This window comes from Dryocola clanedunensis subsp. sulfonylureivorans (assembly GCF_016756775.1).
Lineage (GTDB): Bacteria > Pseudomonadota > Gammaproteobacteria > Enterobacterales > Enterobacteriaceae > Dryocola > Dryocola clanedunensis.
Window position 1 is genome coordinate 55,881 of sequence record NZ_JAERMU010000021.1, and the last position, 21,214, is coordinate 77,094.

The 21,214-nt window shown below is 53.9% G+C and carries 17 protein-coding genes; 5 read left to right on the forward strand and 12 right to left on the reverse strand.

All coding sequences use genetic code 11. The annotated features are described in order from the left end of the window. Positions 1-8: 8 nt before the first annotated feature. The 4 genes from HYQ67_RS18955 to aaeX all read right to left on the reverse strand — a co-directional run bounded on the left by HYQ67_RS18955 (position 9) and on the right by aaeX (position 4,663). On the reverse strand, positions 9-1,463 hold the full coding sequence (locus tag HYQ67_RS18955; RefSeq protein WP_202306175.1) for an NAD-dependent succinate-semialdehyde dehydrogenase: 1,455 nt from the start codon (positions 1,461-1,463) through the stop codon (positions 9-11). 83 nt (positions 1,464-1,546) lie between these two features. Beyond that, a complete protein-coding gene (gene aaeB / locus HYQ67_RS18960; RefSeq protein ID WP_202306176.1) occupies positions 1,547-3,508 on the reverse strand; it encodes a p-hydroxybenzoic acid efflux pump subunit AaeB in 1,962 nt (653 codons plus the stop codon). Between the two features lie 11 nt (positions 3,509-3,519). Beyond that, a complete protein-coding gene (gene aaeA / locus HYQ67_RS18965) occupies positions 3,520-4,452 on the reverse strand; it encodes a p-hydroxybenzoic acid efflux pump subunit AaeA (protein WP_202306177.1) in 933 nt (310 codons plus the stop codon). A gap of 7 nt (positions 4,453-4,459) precedes the next feature. Beyond that, positions 4,460-4,663, reverse strand: coding sequence for a p-hydroxybenzoic acid efflux pump operon protein AaeX (gene aaeX / locus HYQ67_RS18970; protein ID WP_202306178.1), 204 nt, complete (start codon positions 4,661-4,663; stop codon positions 4,460-4,462). A gap of 191 nt (positions 4,664-4,854) precedes the next feature. On the opposite strand from aaeX, the gene aaeR reads away from it, so the two are divergent. Beyond that, positions 4,855-5,802, forward strand: a complete 948-nt coding sequence (gene aaeR, locus HYQ67_RS18975) for an HTH-type transcriptional activator AaeR (RefSeq protein ID WP_202306180.1) — start codon at positions 4,855-4,857, stop codon at positions 5,800-5,802. 20 nt (positions 5,803-5,822) lie between these two features. On the opposite strand, the gene tldD is transcribed toward aaeR, so the two are convergent. The 8 genes from tldD to csrD form a co-directional block, all read right to left on the reverse strand. Next, positions 5,823-7,268: a metalloprotease TldD gene (gene tldD, locus HYQ67_RS18980; protein WP_202306183.1), complete on the reverse strand. Its 1,446-nt coding sequence runs from the start codon at positions 7,266-7,268 to the stop codon at positions 5,823-5,825. 74 nt (positions 7,269-7,342) lie between these two features. Further along, the gene (gene yhdP, locus HYQ67_RS18985) at positions 7,343-11,146 is read right to left on the reverse strand and encodes an AsmA2 domain-containing protein YhdP (RefSeq protein ID WP_202306187.1); all 3,804 of its coding nucleotides are present in this window, start codon (positions 11,144-11,146) and stop codon (positions 7,343-7,345) included. Positions 11,147-11,203: 57 nt separating this feature from the next. Continuing rightward, entirely contained in the window at positions 11,204-12,673 is a 1,470-nt protein-coding gene (gene rng, locus HYQ67_RS18990; RefSeq protein ID WP_202306188.1) for a ribonuclease G, read from the reverse strand. Continuing rightward, positions 12,663-13,256, reverse strand: a complete 594-nt coding sequence (locus HYQ67_RS18995; RefSeq protein ID WP_202306189.1) for a Maf family protein — start codon at positions 13,254-13,256, stop codon at positions 12,663-12,665. Before HYQ67_RS18995 ends, rng begins: the two co-directional genes overlap by 11 nt. Before the next feature lie 8 nt (positions 13,257-13,264). Continuing rightward, positions 13,265-13,753: a rod shape-determining protein MreD gene (gene mreD / locus HYQ67_RS19000; protein ID WP_202306190.1), complete on the reverse strand. Its 489-nt coding sequence runs from the start codon at positions 13,751-13,753 to the stop codon at positions 13,265-13,267. Further along, positions 13,753-14,772 carry a rod shape-determining protein MreC gene (gene mreC / locus HYQ67_RS19005; protein WP_202306191.1) on the reverse strand — a complete coding sequence of 340 codons (1,020 nt, stop codon included), beginning with the start codon at positions 14,770-14,772 and terminating at the stop codon, positions 13,753-13,755. Before mreC ends, mreD begins: the two co-directional genes overlap by 1 nt. A 64-nt stretch (positions 14,773-14,836) precedes the next feature. Beyond that, complete coding sequence (mreB, locus tag HYQ67_RS19010; RefSeq protein ID WP_000913396.1) at positions 14,837-15,880, reverse strand: rod shape-determining protein MreB; 1,044 nt, start codon at positions 15,878-15,880, stop codon at positions 14,837-14,839. A 308-nt stretch (positions 15,881-16,188) separates the two neighbouring features. Then, positions 16,189-18,129, reverse strand: coding sequence for an RNase E specificity factor CsrD (gene csrD / locus HYQ67_RS19015; protein ID WP_202306192.1), 1,941 nt, complete (start codon positions 18,127-18,129; stop codon positions 16,189-16,191). Positions 18,130-18,422: 293 nt separating this feature from the next. Between csrD and msrP the strand changes: the two genes are divergently transcribed. The 4 genes from msrP (at position 18,423) to accB (ending at position 21,212) form a co-directional block, all read left to right on the forward strand. Next, positions 18,423-19,427, forward strand: a complete 1,005-nt coding sequence (gene msrP / locus HYQ67_RS19020) for a protein-methionine-sulfoxide reductase catalytic subunit MsrP (protein WP_202306195.1) — start codon at positions 18,423-18,425, stop codon at positions 19,425-19,427. After that, positions 19,428-20,027, forward strand: coding sequence for a protein-methionine-sulfoxide reductase heme-binding subunit MsrQ (msrQ, locus tag HYQ67_RS19025; protein WP_202306196.1), 600 nt, complete (start codon positions 19,428-19,430; stop codon positions 20,025-20,027). A 232-nt stretch (positions 20,028-20,259) separates the two neighbouring features. Then, positions 20,260-20,712 (forward strand): type II 3-dehydroquinate dehydratase, encoded by a 453-nt coding sequence (gene aroQ, locus HYQ67_RS19030; RefSeq protein ID WP_202306197.1) that lies wholly within the window; start codon positions 20,260-20,262, stop codon positions 20,710-20,712. A 20-nt stretch (positions 20,713-20,732) separates the two neighbouring features. Continuing rightward, a complete protein-coding gene (gene accB / locus HYQ67_RS19035; RefSeq protein WP_202306198.1) occupies positions 20,733-21,212 on the forward strand; it encodes an acetyl-CoA carboxylase biotin carboxyl carrier protein in 480 nt (159 codons plus the stop codon). Positions 21,213-21,214: the final 2 nt, after the last annotated feature.

The window sequence follows — 21,214 nt, forward strand, 5'->3', positions numbered from 1 at the left end:
CCCGGCGCTTACAGACCGCCAATATGCAAGGTTTTCACTTCCAGAAATTCTTCCAGCCCCAGCACGGAGCCTTCTCGCCCTAAACCAGACTCTTTCACGCCGCCAAAAGGCCCAAGCTCTGTGGATACTGCACATTCATTTATGCCAATCATGCCGCTTTCCAGCGCCTGCGATACGCGGAAAACGCGCTTCAGATTCTGGGTGTAGAAGTAAGCCGCCAGGCCAAACGGCGTGTTATTGGCACGCTCAATGACCTCCTCCTCCGTTTTAAAACTGAAGCATGCGGCCAGCGGGCCAAATGTCTCTTCCTGGGCCAGTTTCATATCATCACTGGCACCCGTTATCACCGTTGGTTGCCAGAAGTTACCGCCAAGCTCATGGCTTGCTCCTCCCACCAAAGCCTTGCCGCCTTTTTCCAGCGCATCTTCTACGTGCTCCCGAACTTTATCGACGGCAGATTTTTCTATCAGCGGGCCCACAACAACGCCTTCTTCGAGACCGTTTCCGACCTTCAGCGCCTTAACCGCTTCCGCGAGCTTGTTGACGAATTCGTCATAAACGCTTTCCTGAATAAAGAAGCGGTTGACGCTCACGCAGACCTGGCCCGCATTACGGAATTTATTGGCGATGGCTCCCTTCACGGCTTCATCGATATCCGCATCGTCGAAGACGATATACGGCGCGTTGCCGCCAAGCTCCATCGATACTTTTTTCATGGTGTCCGCGGCGTTGCGCACCAGCGTTTTGCCTACCGCCGTGGATCCCGTGAAGGAGATTTTACGAACGTCGTGGCTGGCCATGATGGCGTCGCTGATTTCCGGGGTATTTCCCGCAACGGCATTCAACACGCCATCCGGAACGCCAGCTTTTTTCGCCAGCGCCAGCAGGGCAAAAGCGGACAGAGGCGTATTGTTAGCCGGTTTGATTACGCCAGTACAGCCGGCTGCCAGAGCTGGCCCCAGCTTGCGGGTCAGCATCGCCATCGGGAAGTTCCACGGAGTAATGGCAGCGACGACGCCTATCGGCTCTCGGGTAGCGAGAATTCGCGATCCGGGCTTGGCCGGTGGAATGATTTCACCGTTGGCACGCTTGGCCTGTTCAGCGAACCACTGGATGAAGCTGGCGGCGTACTCAACCTCCCCTTCGGCCTCTTTCAGCGGCTTGCCCTGCTCGGTCGTCATTAAACGCCCCAGCCAGCTCTTGTTTTCGATTATCAGCTCGTACCAGCGATAGAGGAGGGTGGAACGCTCCTTGGCAGTTTTCGCGCGCCAGGAAGGGAATGCTTTGGTCGCCGCCGCAATGGCTTCTTCGGTCTCTTTCTTACCCGCTTTGGCAACCTTAGCGATGGTCTCGCCGGTCGCAGGGTTGATCACGTCAAAGGTCTTATCAAGTTTGCGCCATTCGCCGTTGACCAGATAGCCAGTGTTGAATAACTCACTGTCCTGGAGTGCCTGATTTGTCATAGTTTTCTCCTGATTTAAAAACGCACATCAGGTAAGTATAGATACAAAAAAGCCGACGCAGGGCGTCGGCTCGGGAACTCAGACTAGGCATCAATCAGCGCATGCTGATAGCGATGCAGCACGTCGGCAAGCCGTTTGACCGGCTCGGTCACCTGGAGCGGGGCCTCCCAGACCTTCAGTTTTTCCTGGTAAATCTCCAGCTCGCCGAGCAGCTGCAGGAAGTATTTCCGCCGTTTATCATCGTTCGAGGCCGAGATGACTTGATCCGCGGTATTGCGAAGCTGCCGGTGGAAAGCCGAGAGATCGGCATTGACCGGTATCGGGGCATCGCGCAGCCGCTGGTGCGCAATGATCAGGATCAGCGCCAGACGGTAACGGGCAATGTCGCCAGGGAACATATTCAGCAGCAGATAGAGCTGTTGATAAAGTGCGGGCAGGTGGTTCTCTTTGCGGCGAGCTTTGTTGGTCGTCAGCGCCGAGACGGCGGCTGACACAAACTGGTTGAGCAGCGTGCGCCCGGTACGATCTTTTGAGTTGTCCCGCACAAGCAAAATAACCATCATCGCCAGGAAGCAGCCGACGATCTGCCCCAGCGCGCTGTCCAGGAAGGAGCTGAAGTGGAAGGTCATTGGGTTATCCAGCACGATGACGTTAATTGTCCCGGCAAGGGCCCCCATCGATCCCAGCCGCCGTTTTTGCACTTCGATACCAATGAAAAAGCCGAGCAGCGCCAGGCTGATACACAGCAGCAGCATGCTTTGCTGAGTCGAGGGAATGATAACAAGGAAATAGAGCGCCCCCAGCGGCAGAGCCACCAGCATGCCGTACAGGAAATCCAGCGCGACCATTCGCGGGTTAGGCAGGCGCATGGCAAGGGAGGTCACCACCGCAATCATCACCATCGCCCCGCTGCCGGAGGTCCAGCCGGTCCACAGCCAGAACAGGCTTCCAAGACCACAGGCAATTGTCGTGCGCCAGAAGTTAATCATCGCATGATGCCGTTCGGCGGAATGCATTTTAACAACGGTTTCACCGCTCAGGACCTCTTCTTCGACGGCATTGATCCTGGTGTTACTGGCAATTCCCCGCTTCAGCAGCAGGAAGCGCGTCGCTGCCCCTACCCAGCTACTGATAGTCACGGGCGTATGTTTTTCACCGCTTGAAGAGATAAACCGACGCAGCATCTTCATTTGCTTGTGAACGTCGGCGGCAGTCTCAACCGGCATTTCGAACAGCATTTTAAACTCTGGCGTGACGAATTCCGGACGCGTGTTCTGAATCAGGTAGGTTTCCCCGGCCTGGGTAATCAGCGTCAGAGAGAGCGTATTGATGGCTTTCAGGCGACGGTTTGCCTGACCCCAGCGGGAGGATTCAATTTTCAGGTTTGAACGCATGCCCTCCAGGGCCGTGGTACGCCGCACCAGATTGGCCCAGGACTTATCGACCTCTTCTTTGTCACCGTGGGCGATGCAGAGCTGCATCAGGCGATACTGGTCTACCAGCAGATTGTCCAGCTCGCGGTCGATTTCCTGCTTGATGGAGCGCGGAGAGAAAACTAAGTCAGCAAGGATGGCGCAGACGATGCCGATAACGATTTCGCTGCAGCGCTCGACGGCAAACTGCGGTGCCGTGACCGGGTTAGCCTGGATAGTGACGATAATAATCAGCGCCGTATAGCCCGACAGGCCCCACGCATAGGAGTTTTCCACCTTCACCAGCGAGGAGATCCAGGTGCAGAATCCCGCCCAGATACAGCAGACCAGCAGCATGACGATTGGCGCGCGGATAAGCGTAGTGATGATGATCAGTGCCGCGATACAGCCAATAAATGTCCCGATGATACGGAGCATCCCGCGGTAACGAATCGCGCCGGAATACGGCTCGCCCCCGGCAGCAAATGCCGGGCCTGCCGCAACAATGGCGGCGGTTAAGACCGCCCAGCGTGGCGTTTCCAGCTGAAAATGGAAGCCAACAAACAGCGCCAGCACGATGGCAAACGCCAGCTTGAAGGCAAAGCGTAGATGGTAGGGTGAGATGGAATACATATCAGCGGCGCTTAACCAAACTCACGCAGACGATGCATGAATTTGATAAATACGGAGTCATGGTCAATATCCCGGTCTTTCTCGCCGGTGACGACAACCGTTGCCGTGGTGCCCGCCGGGAACAGGTTACCCTGCTGCTGATCGAGGTGGATACGTACCGGCACGCGCTGCGCCAGGCGAACCCATTCGAGGTTGGAGTCAACCGTAGCCAGACCTTTTGAGTCACTGGTGCTGCTGGCATTGGTGACGCCTGCGGAGATGCTGTCTACCGTACCTCGCAGCACGCGGTTGCTACCAAGCGGTGTAATTTGTACGCGATAACCCGGACGAATGCCCTCCAGCTTGGTCTCTTCCATATAGGCGAGGATGTAAAAGGTATGCTGTTTTACCAGCGCGACGGCCGTTGAACCACGGGTAATGAATTCCCCGCCGTGAACGCTCAGGTTTGTCACCCAGCCATCGGCTGGCGCACGGATAATCGTACGCTGCAGATCGAGCTGCGCAAGATCACGCGTCGCCTCAGATTTCGCAAGCTGGTGCAGCACGGTTTGCAGCAGGTTATTAGACTGGTCAATCTCTTCACGTGACATAGCCTGCGTACCTAACTGGTTACGACGCCCTGCTTCACGACGTTTTTCGCTGGCAAGCGCTTTAAAGTACGCAACATCGGCCTGTGCTTCTTCCAGCGCTTTCTGATAACGCGGCTGGTCGATCGTAAACAGCACCTGATCTTTCTTCACCAGCTGGTTGTCGTGCACGTTAACGGAAGTAATCAGCCCGGAGACGTCCGGTGCGATAGCAACGACATCTGCGGTAAAGCGGGCGTCACGCGTCCACGGTGATTCGGTATAAAACACCCAGGCGCGGAATATAGCGATGAAAGCCAGCAGCACAAGGATTAGCGTGATGGCGGTACGGGTCATTTTTCTTGTCAGTGTTTTCACATCAACCTCAAACGAACAGCTGCGAGATGAGATAAAACAGGCAGCAATAAAGCGCTGTATTAAACAATGCCGGATGCCAGACGAAATCATAGATACCCGTAGGGGTCAGCAATCGGCGTACCAGCCAGAACGCGGCCAGCGATAAAATCAGCTCAAAGAATATCGGTGGAAAGGAAAGCCCGAATACCACGATAACCGGAAATAAAGTCATGTTAACCTTGTCTGAATAGTACTTACGACACAGCCCCTGATGGTTGATCCGCGAAAGAGTTGCCGGGAACGGCAGGCGAGAACGCGGTGTGGGTTGTGTTAATAATAATATATTAACGTAACTGTTACCCTGTTATCTATAATATGTGATCTAAATCACTTTTAACTGAGAGTGAACAATCAGAGTAAATCATGGAAAGACTTAAACGCATGTCAGTGTTTGCCAAAGTTGTCGATCTCGGCTCGTTTACCGCCGCCGCAAGGCAATTGCAGATGAGCGTTTCTTCCATCAGCCAGACGGTTTCGAAACTGGAGGATGAACTGCAGGTGAAGCTGCTAAACCGAAGCACCCGCAGCATTGGCCTGACTGAAGCCGGGAAAATCTACTATATTGGCTGCCGCAAAATGCTGCACGAGGCGCAGGAAGTTCACGAGCAGCTTTATGCTTTTAACAACACGCCGATTGGAACGCTGCGCATAGGCAGCTCTTCAACCATGGCTCATAATGTCCTCGCCAATATGACGGCGGAGATGCTCAAGGAGTATCCGGGGCTGACGGTAAATCTGGTCACCGGTATTCCCGCCCCCGATTTAATCGCTGACGGTCTGGATGTCGTGATCCGCGTCGGAGCGCTGCAGGATTCGAGCCTGTTCTCAAGGCGGCTTGGCTCTATGCCGATGGTAATCTGCGCGTCAAAAACGTATCTCCAGCAAAACGGTATTCCGGAAAAACCTGCTGACCTGGCAAACCACTCCTGGCTTGAGTATAGCGTTCGTCCCGATAACGAATTTGAGCTTATCGCACCGGAAGGCCTGCCAACGAAGATCATTCCACAGGGACGTTTTGTCACCAATGATCCCATGACGTTATCCCGCTGGCTGAAAGCCGGAGCGGGGATCGCTTATGTGCCTATCATGTGGGTGATCGATGAGATCAACAATGGCGACCTTGAGATCTTATTCTCACGCTACCAGTCAGATCCTCGTCCGGTTTATGCGCTGTATACCGAAAAAGATAAGCTGCCGCTGAAGGTGCAGGTGTGCATTAACTATCTGACAGAGTATTTCGTGAAGGTCGCGCAGCTGTATCAGGGAATGCGGGAAAGGAATGGGCGGGGTTCAGAAAACAGCCGGGGCTAGCCCCGGCCATAGGTTAACGCTTAAGCGGTGCCGCCAACCGTCAGGTTATCGACCTTGAGCGTTGGCTGGCCTACGCCAACCGGCAGGCTCTGCCCCTCTTTGCCGCAGACGCCTACGCCGTTATCCAGCGCCAGGTCGTTACCGACCATGGAGATCTGCTGCATGGTTTCAATGCCCGAGCCAATCAGCGTCGCGCCCTTTACTGGCTTAGTCACTTTACCGTTCTCGATGAGGTACGCTTCTGAAGTAGAGAAGACGAACTTACCGGAAGTGATATCCACCTGCCCGCCACCGAAGTTAGGCGCATAGATACCGTACTCAACGGACTCAATGATTTCCTGCGGCGTTGATTTCCCGGCCAGCATGTAAGTGTTGGTCATACGTGGCATGGGCAAATGTGCGTAAGATTCGCGACGACCATTACCGGTTGGCGCAACGCCCATCAGACGCGCGTTCAGCTTGTCCTGCATGTAGCCTTTCAGCACGCCTTTTTCAATCAGTACGTTGTACTGACCCGGAACACCTTCGTCATCGATGGCGACAGAGCCACGGCGGTTTGCCATCGTGCCATCGTCCACAACGGTACACAGCTCGGAGGCCACCAGCTGGCCCATCTGGCCGCTGAATACGGACGTACCGCGACGGTTAAAGTCACCTTCCAGACCGTGACCCACCGCTTCATGCAGCAGGACGCCCGGCCAGCCCGCGCCAAGTACGACCGGGAACATGCCCGCAGGAGCGGCAACAGCAGAGAGGGTTATTAATGCCATGCGCACGGCTTCTTTTGCCCATGCATCGGCACGCACTTCACCGTCAACGGTTTCAAGGAAGTAGTCATAGCCAAAACGACCGCCGCCGCCGCTCGATCCACGCTCGCGTTTACCGTCTTCTTCAACCTGAACGCTGACCGACAGGCGTACCAGAGGACGAACATCCGCTGCCAAAGTGCCATCGGTCGCCGCGACCAGAATTAATTCATATACGCCGGTCAGACTTGCTGTGACTTCCTGAACACGTTTGTCCGCAGCACGCGCCACGCTATCCACACGCTTAAGGATGTCGAGCTTCTCTTCGCGGGTCATGCTCTGCAAAGGGTCGGCGCTGGTATACAGCGCGCTGTGCTGCACCGCCCCAAGGGTACGCGCACGGCCATCGCCTTGTTCACGCACAATGCTTCGCGCAGCATGAGCACTCTGTTCAAGCGCTAACAGGCTGATTTGGTCGGCGTAAGCAAAACCCGTTTTTTCCCCACTGACGGCACGTACACCGACACCCTGGTCAATGTTGTACGAACCATCTTTAATAATGCGGTCTTCTAATACCCAGGATTCGTGATAACTGGACTGGAAATAGAGATCGCCATAGTCGAGTCGGCGCTCGGACAGCTGTCCCAGAATGGAAAACAGATCTTGATGGTTTAAGCCATTCGCAGACAGCAACTGCTCACTTACCAGGTTCAGACTCATCGTTTGGCTACTCTTATTTGTCTATCGATTGGAGATATCTATTGAGCTTGCGGCAATTAGCTCCCCGCGTCAAATCACTTCACAGCGTTGACGCGAGGCTGGCGCAGCACTTCGTTGATTTTCGGATCGTCTATTGGGCCGGAGATGTGATAGCGCAGCACGGAGATTTTACTCCATAGCGGCCCCAGTACTTTACTGGCGGCAAACACCGCTGCGCCCACAATGGGGTTGATCACGAAAGCTGTCGCCACGCCAACCGTCGCCGAGATTTCCGGCGCGACCACGGCTTCCATATTGAGCTGACGGCGAACCAGGTCCACTGAACCTTTCATCGCGATATCGGCCTCAAGACCGTCGACCAATGTGTCATCGGTATGCAGCACGCCGTCTTTAATCCATGCCGTGCTGCGGATAGAGTCAAAGTAGAAACCATCACCGAAGGTATCGCTGAAATCAAAACGTATCTTGCGCAGTAGCGCATCGAAGCTGACCAGGCGCAGCAGCTGGCCGGCATGCCCTGTTCCAAGGTCAGAAATTTGTCCTTTGCCCAGCCGGGTATGAAGAATGCCGTTAAGCGAGGAGGTTTCCGGCTTCCAGGGAGCATTACGCCAGTGCAGATCGTAATCCAGATCGAAAGAGGAATCCTGAATAGGGGTTTTGGCACCAAAGAAGTTTGTCGCCGCATCCAGCTTTTTCCCTTTCAGCTTTCCTTTCAGCGAGGTGCGTGTTTCGCCTGGCGCGTTGACCCATTCCCCATTACCCGTCAGGCGTGCGAAACCATTATCCACCAGGCCGTTAGTCAATTTGAGCGTGTCGCCTTTAATGGCCACATCGCCATCGATGCGTCCGTATTTTTGGCCCCATAACCAGCATTCGGCGCAGCGTAGCTGAATGTCAGGCCAGTCACGGAAGCTGATTTTATCGTTTTCTGGCGCAGCTGTGCCGCTCGGCGGGGTCGACGATTTAGCAATGCTCCAGTCCGGGTTGAAATAGAGGTATTTTATCGTCGCCTGCCATGGTGCGCCGTCGCGAATGTTCAGCGTGCCGTTCACCTCACGACCCTGAGCGTTGATTTGCGTGCCGCCTGGCACCTGCTTTGAAACCAGGCTCAGGTTATTCCACACTTGTCCGCCCAGCGTCAGCGCGGGAGTCCGCAAGGTAATGTCTGAAGGAAACTCCGCAGAATGGCTAACCTGTTCGGTGGCTCCCTGGCTGAACAACGCTAGCCATTGCGCGCCGTCCATTGCCGGCAGATCCAGCTCAAGGCCTTTATGATCAGGTAGTGGCGGCACCGTATGGCTGTTCGTTGCCCAAATGGCACGATCGAGAGTCAGCTTCTTATTTAACAGCCAGCGGCTGGAGAAACGGTGGTTGCCCGCGGCGCTGCCCGTTAAATTAAAGCTGTTCAGGTCGCCCTTCACGGCTATTTTCAGCGGCAGAGGCTGCCCGGCGGATTTATTAACCGGCGCAGGTAAGTGACTACTCACACTCTTCAGGTCCGCATCCAGGTCAACACTGTAAGTCGGCTTGCCTTCGTAAGGCAGAGCGATCCCTACGTTACTTTTCCAGGCCGCGCTGCCGCTTAACGCCTTGTTAATCTGCTCCGGTAACACGCCGGTTTTATTCAGCTGCCAGTTACCGTTGAGATTAACGCCTATCTGGTACGCTTTGGCCCCTGTTTTGGTATCAAAGTTAATCTCTACCGGCTGATTGAACCAGGTCGCGCGCAGCGGCTCGCTTTGCAGGTCGCCGTTCACGAAGCTGAATTTACCGCTGAGATTTTTTAGCGTGCTGGAGAGTGGCTTGATCAGCAGCGTGTTGTCCTTCAGGACGACATCACCTTTGGCGGTGGTCATCTTGCCATCGAGCGGAATATCAAGATGTAAGCGAGCGTTCACATCGCCGCCAATCTGGAGTTCATCAAGGGCCGCGGCCAGGGAGTCCTCAAGCGGTGTCTCCTTAAAATATGGTCCCACGGCACTGCCCGGGCCGCTGATATCAGCATCAATCAGCAGCTTCTCTTTGGAATAATCGGGAATGATGGCGGTTAAGTTACTCGCCGTTACCCCGCCGAGTTTTACCCCCGGGGTTTTCATCCATAAGCCGTCGTTGAGGAAGTCGAGCTCAATGTTAAGATTTTCCAGCGCAGGCCAGTCCGGCTGGAAGGCAAATTTCGCGTTACGCAGCGGCACCAGCACTTCAAACTGCCCTTCGTTGTGCTTATAAGGGAAGAGATGCGGGTTGCCGCCATACACCAGCGTGGCGCTGTCGGCCTGCCCCCCCTGAATCGCTCCGCTCAGGTAATCCACCAGATCTTTGCCCATCAGGTTTTCGGGGAAGTAGCGCCAGGCATCCGCCCCATTGCTGGTGCTGATTCCGGCCAGGATACTCAGCCATGGATCGCCACCAGCAGGCTGGTAATAGCGAAAATCGCCCCTGGCCCAAAGGGAGCGCGCTTTCACATCAATTTGCTTGCCGTCGAGCTGGAAGCCGCGGGCATTTTTCTGCCATTCCAGCGTGGCGGCCCCCTTTTCCACTTCCAGTGGCGCGCGGAATACCGTCTCGTACGGCATTTTCGCCTTGCTCACCAGGGCTTTCAGCTGCCCATGCTCCACGCTACCCGTTACCGAGCCGGAGAAATTCTCCATACCCGGCAGCAGCTTCCACTGATTCCAGCTGACGTTTTTCCAGCGCCCTTGCAGACGCGTTTTTTCAGTTTCCTGCAGAGGGATGTCCGCCGCCAGCACGTCAATGTGCCCGCGAGGCTGCATGATTTGCCAGATTTCACCCAGATCGGGAGAGACTTTCGCCGCGATTGGCAGCAGCCCATTGAAGCTTTCCAGCTCCATGTTGGTTGCGCGGACATGGAGTTCTTCGCTGCGCTTACCCTCTTTACCACCGACGTCCTGAGGGCCTATCCACGCCATCGACAGCGAGCCTTTCGGCCACGTTTTGCCATCGAGCGTAATATTCGTTGAAGGGATAGCCAGGTTCCAGCCTGTCTGGTCGCGGTTAACCCGGGCCATCAGATTGTCGACGGAGAGCGTATGGTTGCGCTTTTCCCCTTTCCAGCTGGAGCCACCCTGTTTAAGCCAGATGTTGCCCCCCGCGACATCACCTTTCTTAATATCAACCCAGGCCTCAAGGCTGAACTCGGCGTTCTGAAGATCGATGTTGTCCTGCATCCAGCGGCCAAGCCACGGCTTCACGTCAACACGATCGGCCTGTAGCCAGACTTTGCCAATGTTCAGGATGCCGTTATCATCGCGCAAATCCATCCTGACGTTAGCCAGACCGTGCTGGCCGTTGAAGCTGGAGAGGCTGACCTGTCCTTCTGCCCGGTGACGATTTTTGGTATTCAGCCAGTTCAGCTGGGGAATAGTCAGTTCAGCACGCTGGCCGGAAAGCGTCAGGAAGCTCAGGGAACTGTCGCGCAGATCGAAGTGATCGAACTGGCGTAAGAAAAGATCGCTGATCTTTCCCGGCGCCATCTTCTTGTCGCCTTTGTTCTGGCTGAGCGGGGTATTGGTACGCAGATGAAGCTGATAAAAGGTCAGATCGCGGAACTGCCAGCGGGCGTGGATCAGACTTTGCCAGATATCCAGCGCCAGCGTCACACGCTTTATACTCATTTCACCGCCGTCTTTCAGGCCAGCTTTCACATCGCGGACATCCAGCGTTGGGCCAAAATTTTCCCAGCTTGCTCTGATTTGGCTGGCGTCTACCGGCGTGCCGGTCATGGCTTCTATCTTATCGAGTATGACCGGACGCCAGGCATTGAGGTGCGGCAAGACAAGCCGCAGGCCACTAACCAGCAGTGCGACGATTACAATCAGCGTTGCGCCTGTGAGCAGCAGAATGCCGGGCAGTCGCCTCATATCTCTCCTTGTCAGCCTTGTGGCCTGGTCACCCTAAAGTACATTCACCTGAACAGGTTACATCATCACAACGTCGAACTGCTCTTGATTATAGAGCGGTTCAATTTGTACTTTTACCTGTTTGCCGACAAAGATTTCCACCTCTGCCAGCGCGTGAGATTCTTCACTTTTCAGCGCTTCGCCAACCGCCGGGGAGGCGTAGACCAGGAAACGATCTGAGTCGTAGGCATGATGCACGCGGACGATTTCGCGCATGATCTCATAACACACAGTTTCGACTGTTTTCACCGTGCCACGGCCATGACAAGTTGGACAGCCTGCGCACAGTACGTGCTCCACGCTTTCGCGGGTGCGTTTACGGGTCATCTCAACCAGACCAAGCTGTGAGAAACCGTTCACGCTGGTTTTCACGCGATCTTTACTCAGCGCCTGCTCCAGAGAGTGCAGGACGCGTCGGCGGTGATCTTCGTTACTCATATCGATAAAATCGATGATGATAATACCGCCGAGATTACGCAAACGCAGCTGCCGGGCAATCGCCTGGGTCGCTTCGATATTGGTGTTGAAAATAGTATCGTCGAGGTTGCGATGGCCGACAAACGCACCGGTATTGATATCCACGGTGGTCATCGCTTCGGTCTGATCAATAACCAGATAGCCACCGGATTTCAGCTCAACTTTGCGTTCCAGCGCGCGCTGAATTTCATTTTCGACGTCAAACAGATCGAAGATAGGCTGGCGACCCGTGTAGTGCTCAATATTGCCATGAACTTCCGGCATATACTCTTCGGTAAACTCAAGCAGCATCTCATAGGTCTGACGCGAGTCGACACGGATGCGATCGAGCGCTGCATCCGCAAAATCGCGGAGTACACGTTGAGCGAGTGCCAGCTCGCCATAAAGCTCACAGCGGGTTTTATTGCGTTTTTTGCGCTCGCTGACCTTCGTCCAGACGCGTTTGAGATAGGCCGCATCGGAAGAGAGATCCTCTTCGCAGACGCCTTCCGCCGCAGTACGAATAATAAAGCCACCCTGCTCATCGCAGTAAGCACTGACGATGCGTTTTAAACGTTCGCGCTCTTCTTCACTTTCAATACGCTGAGAAACGCCAACGTGAGAAGCCCCGGGCATGAACACCAGGTAGCGGGAAGGAAGGGTGATGTCGGTGGTGAGACGGGCGCCTTTGGTGCCCAGCGGATCTTTCACCACCTGCACCATCAGGTCCTGGCCCTGACGCACAAGCTCTGAAATATCGCGCACCGTGAAGTTTTTACGCTCTTCACCCGCCACACATTCGGTATGCGGCATGATGTCAGAGGCGTGAAGAAACGCTGCCTTATCAAGGCCAATATCTACAAATGCCGCCTGCATGCCCGGTAGCACCCGGCTGACACGACCTTTGTAGATATTCCCTACAATCCCCCGGCGCGCTTCGCGTTCAATATGGATTTCCTGCAGTATTCCGCCGTCAATATACGCCACCCTGGTTTCTGAAGGGGTAACATTGACCAGTAATTCAGCCGTCATCTTTTCCTCGTCCATCACGCAAGGCGTGAAAATTACTCAGTAATTCATAGGTTTCTACCAGCGGTAGGCCGACAACGGCATGGTAACTGCCATTAATTTTTCTGACAAAACAACCGCCCAGCCCCTGGATACCATAAGCACCAGCTTTATCCATCGGCTCACCGCAGGCAACGTAATCGGCAATATCCTGCTCTGATAAGCTGCGGAATGTCACCTCGGTAATCACAAGGCAATCAAGCACCGACTGGCTATCCGCCAGCGCAACCGCCGTCATGACCTGATGCTGATGGCCAGAGAGTAATCGTAGCATCTGTGCAGCATGTTGTTGATCGCGTGGCTTTTCCAGCACTTCACCATTGTAGATAACAATGGTATCCGCGCCTAACACCGGCAGATCGCGCGGGGCCAGCGCAACACCAGCCTGCGCTTTGTCCCGCGCCAGACGCCGGACGTACTGCTCCGCGCTTTCCTGCGAGAGACGCTGCTCTTCAACATCTGTGACGATACGTTCGAAGCTAACGCCAAGCTGAGTCAGCAGCTCCTGACGGCGCGGCGAGCCAGAGGCGAGATACAAAGCAGTCATTTTTACCCTTACTGCACGGCAAATTGTTGACGAACTTTCCGCATCAACAGGAAGATCCACGGCCAGAGAACGCCGTTTACCACGCTGCTCCAGAAGATTTCAGGCCGGAAAGAGACGTTGATAACCAAAAATTCTGACCAGAAGACAATGACGTCGGTTATCAGGGATAACAACATCACCATCAGGGCCTGCTGCCACAGCGCCAGGTTACGAAAAAGCTGGAATTTTACGGCGGCCAGATAGGCTATGATACTCAGTGACAGGGCGCGTACGCCCAGCGTAGAACCACTGATTAAATCCAGTATGGCACCCATCACAAAACCCGTACCCACATTTACGCGATGGGGCAAGGCCAGGATCCAATACAGCAGAATCAGCAATACCCAGTCCGGACGATAGACTTTGAGATCGTCCGGCCAGGGCATGACCTGCAATAAGAGAGCAACCAGGAAGGACAGCCAGATAACCCAACGACCCTGACTACGATAACTTCCCACTACTGCCCCCCTCGGGTCACAGTTGCAGAAGGAGTCGTCACCGCCGGAGCGGGTTGTGTGATGCCCGTGGCGGGCGCCGGGATAGGGGCTGGGGGTCCTACGGAATCGGCCGGAGGAAGAACCTGCGGCATCATCTGCATCAGACGCTCATTTGCCACGCGATGAACTTCTTCGGGCGGCATTGGCATTTTTCCTTCACGATCGGCTCCCCACAGCAGGAGCAGATAGCGTAAACGTTGTAAACCTGCGGTTGGTCGAGCCTGAATCACGGTGTATGCGCGCTGGGTATCAAGTTTGACGGAAGAAACGACGCCCACCGGGTAACCTTCCGGGAAGCGACCGCCAAGGCCTGATGTCACCAGCACATCACCAACACGGATATCCGTATTGGCAGGCAGGTGCTCGAGTTGCAGATCGTCGGTGCAACCGTTGCCGGCGGCAATCACGCGGATATCATTACGCAATACCTGAATCGGTAATGCATGTGTGGCATCGCAAATCAGCAGTACACGACTGGTGAGCTTCGCAACAGCAACAACCTGACCGACAACGCCTTTATCACTGATGACCGGCTGGCCTTCGTAAACACCGTTGACGCTGCCTTTATCAATAACAACCTGATCGCTGTAAGGATCGCTGACGGTAGAGATGACCTGAGTGACCATCTTTTGCTCATCCTGACGCAGCGGCGAGCCAAGCAATTCACGCAGACGTGCGTTTTCCTGACGGAACTGGCCCATCATCAGTAATTCGCTGTTTTTCAGGATGAGTTCCTGACGCAACGCACGGTTTTCAAGTTTCAGCTGGTCACGCGAAGCTAGCGTCTGTGACACGCTATCGAGTAATTCACGGGGACCATTTGAGACAAAATAGAAAGGGCTGACGGCAGTATCCATGTACGTTCGAATCTGGCTGAACGCATCAAGGCGGCTGTCGGCGACAATGACACCAACCGCCACTAATAGCGCCAGGATAAGGCGAATCTGTAGCGATGGGCCACGGCTAAAAATGGGCTTCATAGGCTATGCGTATTCCGAGGCCAACAAGAAAGGGCAGTCACAAACTGCCCATACCTGCGGCTGATTACTCTTCGCTGAACAAGTCGCCGCCGTGCATGTCGATCATCTCCAGCGCCTTGCCACCGCCGCGGGCTACGCAAGTCAATGGATCTTCTGCAACTACTACAGGAATACCGGTTTCTTCCATCAACAGACGGTCAAGGTTACGCAGCAGTGCGCCACCGCCTGTCAGAACCATGCCACGCTCGGAGATATCGGAAGCCAGTTCTGGTGGGCACTGTTCCAGTGCAACCATGACGGCGCTGACGATACCGGTCAGCGGCTCTTGCAGTGCTTCGAGGATTTCGTTGGAGTTCAGGGTAAAGCCACGCGGCACACCTTCGGCCAGGTTACGTCCACGCACTTCGATTTCACGCACTTCGTCGCCCGGATAAGCGGAACCGATTTCATGCTTGATTCGCTCAGCCGTTGCTTCACCAATCAGGGAGCCGTAGTTACGACGCACATAATTAATGATGGCTTCGTCGAAACGGTCACCGCCGATACGCACGGAAGAGGAGTAAACCACGCCGTTCAGAGAGATAACGGCAACTTCAGTTGTACCACCACCGATATCAACCACCATGGAGCCGGTAGCTTCAGAAACTGGCAGGCCTGCACCAATTGCCGCTGCCATCGGTTCTTCAATCAGGAAGACTTCACGAGCGCCTGCACCCTGAGCGGACTCACGGATGGCACGACGTTCTACCTGCGTTGCACCCACTGGTACGCAAACCAGCACGCGCGGACTTGGGCGCATGAAACTGTTGCTGTGTACCTGCTTGATAAAGTGCTGCAGCATTTTTTCAGTCACGAAGAAGTCAGCGATAACGCCATCTTTCATCGGGCGAATAGCTGCGATATTACCAGGCGTACGGCCCAGCATCTGCTTTGCGTCATGACCTACGGCTGCAACGCTTTTTGGTGAACCGGCACGATCCTGGCGAATGGCCACGACGGAGGGCTCATTCAGTACGATGCCTTGTCCTTTTACATAAATCAGGGTATTCGCGGTACCCAGGTCAATGGACAGGTCATTGGAAAACATGCCACGAAATTTTTTCAACATACTAAGGGATAATCCTGAAAGCTGGGGCGGAAACAAAATCCGCTTACTTTACCAACCACACGTTGCAGCGACAAGGCGCTTAAATGTTCTGCAGCGGTGAAAAATTGTGCTGTTTGCTTCGGCTGTTACATTTACGACACATCGATTCGCCGTCCGTAGAGGAAGTGAACAGATGCTGTAGGTTAAACGAACAGTGCAAAGTAGCAAACCGTTACCTTGCATGCTGCGATATTCTGGCCGGCAGGCATATTTGCCCCCTTGAGATGCAGCGCGCGTTATTCTACGTGGAAAACTTGATAAACGGCAGGTTAAACCGAGTATCTTTGTGAATATTTTTTCACGTTGCTGTCCAGCGGGGCTGAGGCGGCAAAAAATTCCCCCTGAGCGCCGCTGACACCTTTTTCGATCAGTGTCTGCCACTCCCCTCGCGTCCTTACTCCAGTGGCAAAGACCTGAGTTTGCGTGCCGTGGCAGGCCTCTACCAGACTCTGTACAAAAAGCTGGTTCTCCGTCCGTTTTTCAATATTTAGGACAAGACCTGGATGCAGCTTAATCAGTTCTGCATTCAGATCTTTGATGTAACTTGTACTGACAACAGTTAAACCGGCCTGAACAATCGCGATACGCGAGCCCAAGGCCTTGATTAATCGTATCACCGGTTGTAAGCGGCTGATGTGTTGACACACATCCGCCTCTGCAAGTTCAAAAATAATTCGCGATCTCAGTGATTTTTCACATTGCATTAACGTATCCCGTAACCAGCGCTGGAAGGGAACACGGATTAATGCATCGACAGTGATCTGGATGGCGAGCGTCTCTTCTGGCCAGAAACCCACCAATGGCAGCGTCCGGGTAATGATTTTACGATCGTACTGCTCAAACAGACCGAACTGCTTCACCATCGGCATGTATTCAGCCGAAAGGACTTCTTCATTACCGTCAAAAATACGGCACATGATTTCACGATGGTGCACGCTGCCGCTGCGTGTGACCGCCGGTTTGTGGTAGAAACGCGGACCGCCACGCTGCAAGGATTGCTCAATTAGCGTACGCCACTTAACGTTCCCGCGCCCTTTTTCCGGTAATTTATCGTCATAGACCGACCAGCTATTTGCTCCCTGTAAAGAAGCATTGCGGGTAGCGACCTCCGCATTTTCCATAACCTGTTCTTTTGTATGGCCACTTCGCCAGGCGCAGATGCCAATGTGCAGCATGTCATTACGGTCAAGGATGCGAGTCGGCGGCAGCGAATCTACGGCGGTTAAGAGCTGGCTGGCGAAACTATCCGCTTCTTTTAAGGTGCGATGTGGCAGCAGGACGGCAAAATCGCTGCGGAAATAGCGCGCCAGCAATGCGCCGGGATAACGCATCACAAAGGTAGACAGCAAATTAATCAGCGTGAAGAGATACTCCTCCACGGCAGCATGTCCCCAGGTATCATGCAGCGTTTCGAAATCTGGCAGGCGGATGATCATCACCACCCCATGCGCCCCAACCTGCTCGTGATCTTCCAGCAGCATCGCCAGCTGATTATCAAAAAACAGGCGGTTATTGAGTCCCGTTTTACCATCCTGAGCCGCGAAGGCACGGATTAAGGTATCCATACGGCTGCGCTGCTCGCTGGCATTTTGCAAATCAGAAAGCAGCATGTCCATGGCGCTGCTTGCTCGCGCTGGCCATTCGAGAACCGATCCTCTGACATCAGCATTTCGCTCCCCATTCAGGATGCGCGTTGCACGGTTTTCAAGCAGCTCCTGGCCAGCAAGTTGATTTTTCACCCAGCGCATGGCGAGGAAAAGGACGATCAGCATCAGTCCAATCGCGATGGAAAGCGGTACGGTGGTGAACAAGGAGTGATAATAACTGGCAACTGGATCGCGATAGGTCAACGTGACGGACATACCAGGGTGTTTCATCAGTTTAACTGTCGTTTGCTGCGCCCCATAGTCCGTTGACTGCGGCTCATAGCTCTTTGCCAGCGCCTGGGTGTAAACAACCGTTTCTCCCATTTTCAGACTGATTTCACTGATATCGACCGGCACCATCACGTCATTCAGGCGGGCTGAGAGTTTTTCGGGAGAGGAGGTGATCAGTTCGCTATCAATAATAGTGGCAACCGCCAACATGCGCTGATGCACTTTTTCATGTGTCGCATTGAAGAAACTAAGAGAGCAACCGATTAGCGTCACAAAGATGGCTAAACCAGTTAGCAGGGTCATAAATGCCGAAAGTTTCGTCGTTAATCGCATCCTTGAGTTAACTCCGTCTGCAGAAGAAATTGCCACCTTAACCGGGCCTGTATTGACGCGGCATTACATAGTAAAAGGCATAGGCTGGCAAATGCCGTTATCCAAAATATCGCCATTTATTGCGGCAAACGGGCAAAAGTTGTCATTAAACGAGTATAGTCGGCAACTTTTTTTTGCCAACGGTAAGCAGCCGTAACAAACAGACCCGGACGTAAATTTCAATTTTTTGTGAGATATTCGCCAGAAGGTCACTTCTCCTGCATGCTGAACTAAAAGCATTCCAGGAGATCGTCATGAAAAAGGTTACCCGTTTTACCGAGGCCGACGTCACGCCAGAATCTGTTTTTATGTTAAAACGTCGCCAGGTTCTTAAGGCATTAGGGATCACTGCTGCCGCCCTTTCCGTTCCTCAAACGGCGCAGGCCGACATTCTGTCCTGGTTTAAAGGCAACGACCGCCCACCAGCCCCATCAGGCAAACCGCTTCAGTTCAGCCAGCCCGCACAATGGCAGGCAAAGTTACCTATGACGCCTGAAGACAAAGTCACAGGATACAACAACTTTTATGAGTTCGGACTGGATAAAGCCGATCCGGCCGCCAATGCTGGCAGTCTGAAAACCGATCCCTGGCAGCTGAAAATTAGCGGCGAAGTCGCAAAGCCAATAACGCTGGATCTCGATGACCTTTATAAACGTTTCCCACTGGAAGAGCGCATTTACCGTATGCGCTGCGTCGAGGCCTGGTCTATGGTCGTGCCGTGGATCGGTTTCCCGCTCAGCAAGCTGCTGGCCCTTGTTGAACCCAATAGCAAAGCAAAGTACGTCGCCTTTGAAACGCTCTACGATCCGGAGCAAATGCCCGGGCAGAAAGATCGCTTTATTGGCGGTGGGCTGCAATACCCCTACGTTGAAGGTTTGCGTCTCGACGAAGCGATGCATCCTCTGACCATGCTGACAGTAGGCGTCTATGGCAAAGCTCTGCCACCACAGAATGGCGCACCAGTCCGCCTGACCGTACCGTGGAAATATGGCTTTAAAGGGATCAAGTCTATCGTCAGTATTAAGCTCGTCAGCGAGATCCCGCCAACCACGTGGAATATGGCGGGGCCAGGCGAATACGGCTTTTATGCCAATGTGAATCCACATGTCGACCACCCTCGCTGGTCGCAGGCCTCCGAACGATTTATCGGCTCCGGCGGCATACTGGACGTTAAGCGCCAGCCTACGTTGTTGTTCAATGGCTATGCCGACCAGGTTGCTTCGCTGTATCGGGGACTTAATCTGAAGGAGAATTTCTGAGTGCGTCTGAATGCAAAGCAAATCGTCTGGCTGAAGGTTGCGCTGCATCTTGCGGCGTTTCTGCCCTTTGTATGGTTGTTCTATGCGGCAAACCAGGGGCTGCTCAGTGCGGATCCGGCTAAAGATATTCAGCATTTTACCGGCAGGATGGCGCTGAAATTACTGTTGGGCACGCTGCTTATCGCCCCCCTTGCACGCTACGCGAAACAACCGCTGCTGATCCGTACTCGTCGCCTGCTCGGCGTGTGGTGCTTTGTCTGGGCATCTATCCATTTGACCAGCTATTCCCTGCTCGAACTGGGGATTAACAATATCGGTCTTCTGGGCCAGGAACTTATTACCCGTCCGTACCTGATGCTGGGCATCGTCAGCTGGTTTATTTTGCTTGCCCTTGCGGTCACATCGACGCAAAGCGCACAGCGAAAACTCGGTAAACGCTGGCAGAAACTTCATAACTGCGTCTATCTTGTTGCCATTCTCGCCCCCATTCATTACCTGTGGTCAGTGAAGATTCTCTCTCCGCAACCCTTGATTTATGCACTGGGAGCCTTCATCCTCCTCGCCCTGCGCTACAAGAAGTTCCGTCAGTGGTGGCGATAACCCCAGAATTTTGCCGTTTATCTCAAAACAGACGCCCTGACGGGCGTTCAAAGCACCAGGGGTTGATCATCTTCCCTGATAAGACCAGTATTTAGCTGCCAAATGCTACGAAATCGTTATAATGTGCGACTTTGGTTTTTCTGACAGACCATTTTTAGGGTCTGAAGGTGACAACCGAGCAACTTAGGTATATTTTGTAAATTGCCTACAAATTGCGGGAGATGGCAGCACAATGTCGGGTAATTATCACATTTTGCTTTTGAACGGTCCTAATCTGAATATGCTGGGTACGCGCGAGCCGGATAAGTACGGCGACCAGACCCTGGCACAGATTGTTAACGCGCTTGAGAACGAAGCGAAAACCCTCAATGTGTCGCTCAGCCACCTGCAATCGAATGCGGAATATGCGCTAATCGACCGAATTCATCAGGCGAAAGATAATGTCGACTTTATCCTGATTAATCCGGCCGCGTTTACGCATACGAGCGTTGCGCTGCGTGATGCCCTGCTGGCGGTGAGTATCCCGTTTATCGAGATCCACCTCAGCAATGTGCATGCGCGCGAACCGTTCCGCCACCATTCGTATCTTTCTGATAAAGCTGTCGGTGTGATCTGCGGATTAGGCGCCGACGGTTATTCATATGCACTACAGACGGCGGTCAAACGCCTGTCAAAATCCATCTAACAAGAGTACGGAACCCACTCATGGATATTCGTAAGATTAAAAAACTGATCGAGCTGGTTGAAGAATCAGGCATCTCCGAACTGGAAATTTCTGAAGGCGAAGAGTCTGTTCGCATCAGCCGTAGCGCGCCAAACGCGGGCTATCCGATGATGCAGCAAGCTTTTGCCGCGCCAATGTACCAGCCACAGCCGCAACCCGGTCTGTCTAACGCTGTTGCTCCTGCCGCTACGCCGGCAATGGAAGCACCAGCCGCTGCTGAAGTCAGTGGTCACATCGTACGTTCCCCGATGGTCGGTACTTTCTACCGTACCCCAAGCCCGGATGCGAAGGCGTTTATTGAAGTTGGCCAGAAAGTTAACGCCGGCGACACTCTGTGCATCGTTGAAGCAATGAAAATGATGAACCAGATCGAAGCTGACAAATCAGGCGTGGTGAAAGCCATTCTGGTTGAAAACGGCCAACCGGTAGAATTTGACGAGCCGCTGGTCGTCATCGAGTAACG

Coding starts and splice junctions, on each gene's coding strand:
- rng (WP_202306188.1), bottom strand. CDS start 12,673: ATGACGGCTGAATTACTGGTCAATGTTACCCCTTCAGAAACCAGGGTG.
- aaeB (WP_202306176.1), bottom strand. CDS start 3,508: ATGTATTCCATCTCACCCTACCATCTACGCTTTGCCTTCAAGCTGGCG.
- csrD (WP_202306192.1), bottom strand. CDS start 18,129: ATGCGATTAACGACGAAACTTTCGGCATTTATGACCCTGCTAACTGGT.
- yhdP (WP_202306187.1), bottom strand. CDS start 11,146: ATGAGGCGACTGCCCGGCATTCTGCTGCTCACAGGCGCAACGCTGATT.
- HYQ67_RS18995 (WP_202306189.1), bottom strand. CDS start 13,256: ATGACTGCTTTGTATCTCGCCTCTGGCTCGCCGCGCCGTCAGGAGCTG.
- aaeX (WP_202306178.1), bottom strand. CDS start 4,663: ATGACTTTATTTCCGGTTATCGTGGTATTCGGGCTTTCCTTTCCACCG.
- aroQ (WP_202306197.1), top strand. CDS start 20,260: ATGTCGGGTAATTATCACATTTTGCTTTTGAACGGTCCTAATCTGAAT.
- msrP (WP_202306195.1), top strand. CDS start 18,423: ATGAAAAAGGTTACCCGTTTTACCGAGGCCGACGTCACGCCAGAATCT.
- tldD (WP_202306183.1), bottom strand. CDS start 7,268: ATGAGTCTGAACCTGGTAAGTGAGCAGTTGCTGTCTGCGAATGGCTTA.
- HYQ67_RS18955 (WP_202306175.1), bottom strand. CDS start 1,463: ATGACAAATCAGGCACTCCAGGACAGTGAGTTATTCAACACTGGCTAT.
- mreC (WP_202306191.1), bottom strand. CDS start 14,772: ATGAAGCCCATTTTTAGCCGTGGCCCATCGCTACAGATTCGCCTTATC.
- mreB (WP_000913396.1), bottom strand. CDS start 15,880: ATGTTGAAAAAATTTCGTGGCATGTTTTCCAATGACCTGTCCATTGAC.
- accB (WP_202306198.1), top strand. CDS start 20,733: ATGGATATTCGTAAGATTAAAAAACTGATCGAGCTGGTTGAAGAATCA.
- aaeR (WP_202306180.1), top strand. CDS start 4,855: ATGGAAAGACTTAAACGCATGTCAGTGTTTGCCAAAGTTGTCGATCTC.